This window comes from Neobacillus drentensis, from assembly GCF_036966985.1.
GTDB lineage: Bacteria > Bacillota > Bacilli > Bacillales > Cytobacillaceae > Neobacillus > Neobacillus drentensis_E.
The window spans coordinates 6,849-7,179 of record NZ_JBALSN010000312.1; the positions used below are offsets into that span (position 1 = coordinate 6,849).

Below are 331 nucleotides of genomic sequence, written 5' to 3' on the forward strand. Positions count from 1 at the left end.
TATCAAACAAATTAATGGTACCGATCGGTGCACCCCATTCATCAAGAATCGTTCGTGAAATCAATTCTCCTTGGTCTTCGGCCTCAATCGTTTGTTTTGTCATAAATAAAAATTCTTCATAAGAATCAGCTTTTTGGCGCACAAAAGGGAAGACATCAGGGTGCGTCATTAATTCGTACAATGTGTGGCTGTCATGAAGATCACGTTTTTTAAGCATGAATAACCCTCCATTAGGGCATTCCGATCCCATGTCAAAAGAAACGGTCCGGTCCACCCTCGAAATTTTTTATAAAGTTACTAAAAAATTTCGGGGTGGGAATCGAACCCACTA

1 pseudogene is annotated in these 331 nt (G+C 40.2%); it reads right to left on the minus strand.

The annotated features are described in order from the left end of the window. Positions 1-217: pseudogene (locus tag V7659_RS19965) on the minus strand (GNAT family N-acetyltransferase); the annotation flags it as partial. Positions 218-331 lie beyond the last annotated feature (114 nt).